This window comes from Streptomyces sp. (assembly GCF_035563135.1).
Taxonomy (GTDB): Bacteria; Actinomycetota; Actinomycetes; order Streptomycetales; family Streptomycetaceae; genus Streptomyces.
Window position 1 is genome coordinate 1 of record NZ_DATMVN010000778.1, and the last position, 4,699, is coordinate 4,699.

4 protein-coding genes are annotated in these 4,699 nt (G+C 66.5%); all 4 read left to right on the forward strand.

The window, feature by feature from the left end:
• Positions 1–1,906: alpha-L-arabinofuranosidase C-terminal domain-containing protein (locus VN520_RS34565; RefSeq protein ID WP_325750904.1), on the forward strand; the 1,906-nt coding region annotated here is incomplete at its 5' end.
• Positions 1,907–2,410: 504 nt separating this feature from the next.
• A complete protein-coding gene (locus tag VN520_RS34570) occupies positions 2,411–2,617 on the forward strand; it encodes a hypothetical protein (RefSeq protein ID WP_325750905.1) in 207 nt (68 codons plus the stop codon).
• The gene (locus VN520_RS34575; protein WP_325750906.1) at positions 2,601–3,125 is read left to right on the forward strand and encodes a DUF6879 family protein; all 525 of its coding nucleotides are present in this window, start codon (positions 2,601–2,603) and stop codon (positions 3,123–3,125) included. The genes VN520_RS34570 and VN520_RS34575 overlap by 17 nt, the downstream gene beginning before the upstream one ends.
• Positions 3,115–3,963, forward strand: a complete 849-nt coding sequence (locus VN520_RS34580; protein ID WP_325750907.1) for a helix-turn-helix transcriptional regulator — start codon at positions 3,115–3,117, stop codon at positions 3,961–3,963. Before VN520_RS34575 ends, VN520_RS34580 begins: the two co-directional genes overlap by 11 nt.
• Positions 3,964–4,699 lie beyond the last annotated feature (736 nt).

The window sequence follows — 4,699 nt, forward strand, 5'->3', positions numbered from 1 at the left end:
GGCGGACGGCAGGCTCACCGTCACGGCGGGCGGCAGCGGAACCGTACGGCTCGACATGATCTCGCTCTTCCCCCGCGACACCTACAAGGGCCGGGCGAACGGCCTGCGCAAGGACCTCGCGGAGAAGACCGCCGCACTGGAACCGGGCTTCCTGCGCTTCCCCGGGGGCTGCATCGTCAACACCGGGAGCCATGAGGCCTACGAGGCGCCCGACTGGGAGCGGAAGCGCAGCTACCAGTGGAAGGACACCATCGGCCCGGTCGAGCAGCGCCCCGTCAACGCCAACTTCTGGGGCTACAACCAGACGTACGGCCTGGGGTACTACGAGTACTTCCAGTTCGCCGAGGACATCGGGGCCATGGCCCTCCCCGTCGTGCCCGCCCTCGTCACCGGCTGCGGCCAGAACAAGGCGACCGACGACCCCGCCCTGCTGCGGCGCCACATCCAGGACACCCTCGACCTGATCGAGTTCGCCAACGGCCCGGCCGGCTCCACCTGGGGCGCGAAACGCGCCGCGATGGGCCACCCCGCGCCGTTCGGCCTCACACACCTGGCGGTCGGCAACGAGGAGAACCTCCCCGACGAGTTCTTCGCCCGCTTCACCCAGTTCCGCGAGGCCATCGAAGCCAGGTACCCCGGAATCACCGTGATCGGCAACTCCGGCCCCGACGACAGCGGCACCACCTTCGACCGCGCCTGGCAGCTCAACCGGGACGCGGGCGTCGCCATGGTCGACGAGCACTACTACAACAGCCCGCAGTGGTTCCTGGAGAACAACGCACGCTACGACACCTACGACCGCCGGGGCCCGAAGGTGTTCCTCGGCGAGTACGCCTCCCTCGACAACCGCTTCTCCAACGCCCTCGCCGAAGCGGCCTTCATGACGGGCCTGGAACGCAACGCCGACGTCGTGGAGCTCGCCTCCTACGCCCCGCTCCTCGCCGACACGAACGACGCGCAGTGGCGGCCGGACATGATCTGGTTCGACAACGAGAAGTCATGGGGGTCGGCCAACTACGAGATGCAGAAGCTCTTCATGAACAACGTCGGTGACCGCGTCGTACCGAGCACCGCCTCCTCGACACCCGCCACCACCGCACCGATCACCGGCGCCGTCGGGCTGTCGACCTGGGCGACCGCCGCCGCGTACGACGATGTCCGGGTCACCGGGGCGGACGGCGCCGAGCTGCTGAGCGACGACTTCTCCGCCGGAGACGGGCAGTGGACGAAGGCGGCGGGCCGGGGCACCTGGGCCGTCGAGGACGGGGCGTACGTCCAGTCCGACGAGAGCGCAGAGAACACCCTGGTCACGGCGGGGGACACCGGCTGGCAGAACTACGACCTGCGGGTGAAGGCCACCAAGAAGGCCGGCAAGGAAGGCTTCCTCGTCGCCTTCGGGGTCAAGGACACCGGGAACACCTACTGGTGGAACCTCGGCGGCTGGAACAACACCCGCTCCGCCGTGGAGAAGACGGTGGACGGCGCCAAGCAGACGATGACCGAGGACACCACCACGATCGAGACGGGACGCGCGTACGACGTCCACGTCCAGGTGCGCGGCCGGCAGGTGACCCTCTTCCTCGACGGCGAGCAGTGGGGCGCCTTCACCGACGACAAGCCCGCCGAACCCTTCCGGCAGGTGGTCACCCGGGACGACGCCACCGGCGAGCTCGTCGTCAAGGTGGTCAACGCGCAGGCCGCGGACGCCAGGACCCGGATCGACCTGGGTACGGAGCCGGCCTCCCGTACCGCCCGGCTGACCACGCTCCAGGCGGCCCCGGACGCGGTGAACACCGCGGAGGACCGCCAGGTGACGCCACGCAGGTCGGCCCTGCGCGTCGACGGACGCGTGTTCACCCACACCTTCCCGGCGCACTCCGTGACCTTCCTGCGCATCAAGGAGTAGAGCGGGGAAAGGCGACCCCCCCCCAGGATGACCTGGGGGGTTTTCCGCTGGTGTCCGAGGGGGGATTTGAACTCTCCACTCGGGCATCAGCTCTTGTATGCCCTGACCTGTGCAAACACCCATGGCGGAGCGGGTTTCTGCGGCTGCGTCCTCCTCTTGTTTCCTGCTGTTTCTGGCCGCTTCGGGCGGCTGTTGGTCATGCGTTGGTCACGTGTCCAACCCCAGGGCTGCGACGGCGGGAAGTTGCCAGACGCAGGCTGGGCCAGGGTCGTGCGAAGCCCGGCAGGCCGAGATGGATCTTGCCTCTACTTGAGAACGCCCGTCCAGTCCTGCCGGGCACCCGCCGCCCTGCTCGTCCGCTGACTCCCGCCCCTCCGGTCCCTCCCGAGGGGCTTCTTTATGCGACAACGCCAATATTGGCGTGACCGCATAGACGGCGGTGACGCCTGCTCCGTACGGTCGTGGAGCCGCCCCACGAGGGGGCGCGGGACAGGGGGGTCCACCATGGCTCGTGAGGAACTGACCCGGCTGACCGGCAACGGGAACGGCACGTGCGGTAAGGATGACTGCCCGAACGTCTACCAGACCGCGTCCGGCTCATTCGTCGTCCAAGGTGACGTGTCGCAGGCGTTCGACGCCCCTGCCGGGGAAGGGCTCGTAGAGATCCCGGAGGAGACGTTGAGGGAGGCGTTTCGTGTTCTTGGCTGGTGAGGAATGGGCTGCGCGATTCGAGCGGTTCACGCGGGAGGCATGGCGTCTTGAGGCTTTGCCGCAATACCTCATGCCGCAGGAGGAAGAGGAGTTCGCAGCCTTCCGCGCCGGCGCGCACATCGACCCGGAGAAGGTGGCGAACGAGTACACCGACCGGCTACGCCGACAGGCCACGGAGGGGCGCACGCAGGGGCGCGTCCATGTCGTCACTCGTCCCCTGTCGGATTACCTGCGCTTCGAGTTCCACCACTACTACAAGGCCCACGCCATGGCGGGTGAGCAGATCCGCATTCTCGACGTGTCGAATAGGCCCAATCCCCTGGACGGAGTGCAGGACTTCTGGATTTTCGACCGCTCCCAAGTGGTGCTCATGAACTATCACCCGGACGGCAGGCAGATCAGCCGAGAGGTCCACGACGGTTCGCCTGAACCGTTCCTCGAATACCAGAGGATCGCGGTATCCGAATCAGTCCCCTTCGAGGAGTACGTGAAAGGCCTTGACTTTTGATCCGGAGACCCTAGGTCAATCCAGGTCTGACCTGGCAGGGATCTTGAAGGACGAGCGCAAGCGGGCCGGGTGGACTCAAGTCCGGCTCGCGAAGCGCTGCAACATGAGCCAGACCAGGGTCAGCAATATCGAGAGCGGAAAGCTGACCCCGGCCACAGTGGACGTGGAAATGATCCTCGAAGCTCTTGGGGCAGAGGGGGCGGTGGCGGCCGAGATCCTCGCTCTTGCCCGCGCGGCAAACACGGAGTGGCAGGATCACTGGGGTTCCCAGCGGCGGGGACTGGACAAGAAGCAGAACGAGTTGGCCCGGCTGGAAGCCGTCACCACAGAGTTCCGGTTCTTCCTGCCGACCATGATTACGGGTCTCTTGGCAACGCCTGACTATGTGCGGGCCAGTCTCTCGCGTAACTCCGGCGACATGTCCAAGACGATCACGAAGAAGCTGGAGCGCCAGCAAGTCCTTATGGACTCCTCGAAGTTCTTCACGTTCCTTCTCACGGAACAGGCTGTGCGCTGGCCTCTCGCCTCCCCCTTGGCAATGGCAATGCAGCTCGACCGCCTGGCTTCCGTCTCCCGCATTCCAAACGTGCGGCTCGGCGTCATCCCCCTCGGGCGTCTCGGCCCTATTGCCGAGACGCCGCTCAGCGTCTTCACGGTCTATGACCGGCGGCTGGTCCAGGTCGAGACTCATACGGGGGCTTTGATACTCCGGGATCACAGGGATGTCAGCGCATACCGGGAGGATTTCGAGCGATACGAATCCCATGCCGTCTTCGGGGAGGATTGCCGGTCGCTCCTCAGTGACTGGTCCATGATCTTTACCCGACAACACCAATAGTGGTGGGCTCTCCCGATAGTCCGGACGAAACTGGTTTCTCGCTCAGGACATTCGGTCGGGAGGCGGCAAGCGTGAGCAATCCGAGGACGATGAGTGGTCCGGTGACTCTGGCCCTGCCCCTTCCCCCGCCGGAGCCTGCGCCGGGCTGTGACGTGTGTGCATCGCTGGTCTCGCAACGCCAGGCGGCGCGGGACAGGGGCGACCTGTCGGCGGCGACGGATGCGGACGTAGAGATCAGGTGCCACCCGCACAAGACGCGGGGGCCGCGATGAGCCGCTCAGTCCTGCGGTACGTGCAGCACCGGATCACGGAGCACCCGGACACTGACGTGACGTTCGAGGCGGAGTGTCTTCACTGCAAGTGGCAGGCGGAGCCGTCGACGGACAGTGCAGCCGTCGATGTGGAGTGCATGAGCCATACCGGCCGGAGCAACCATCGTGGGTTCCGGCGTATCTGTACCTCCTTCGCGATGGTGGTCCGCGACGAGTAGTCACAGGCTCCTGTCCCTCCCGTGATCGCGTCAGCGCGACGCGGCAGGGGCAGGCCGGTTGTCCCCCGATCGGACAAGCCTTGGGCAGGAGGCAGGTCGTGCCTTCGTCTGAGCTGACGTGCTCAGGCTCTCGCCCCGGTCCGCCCCCGTGTGCGGGGTGCCGTGCAACCACCCGGCGCACGGTGAGGGACACGGCCCCTGTCGGTCACCCCCGTGGCCGACAGGGGCTTCCCTGGTTCCGGCCGG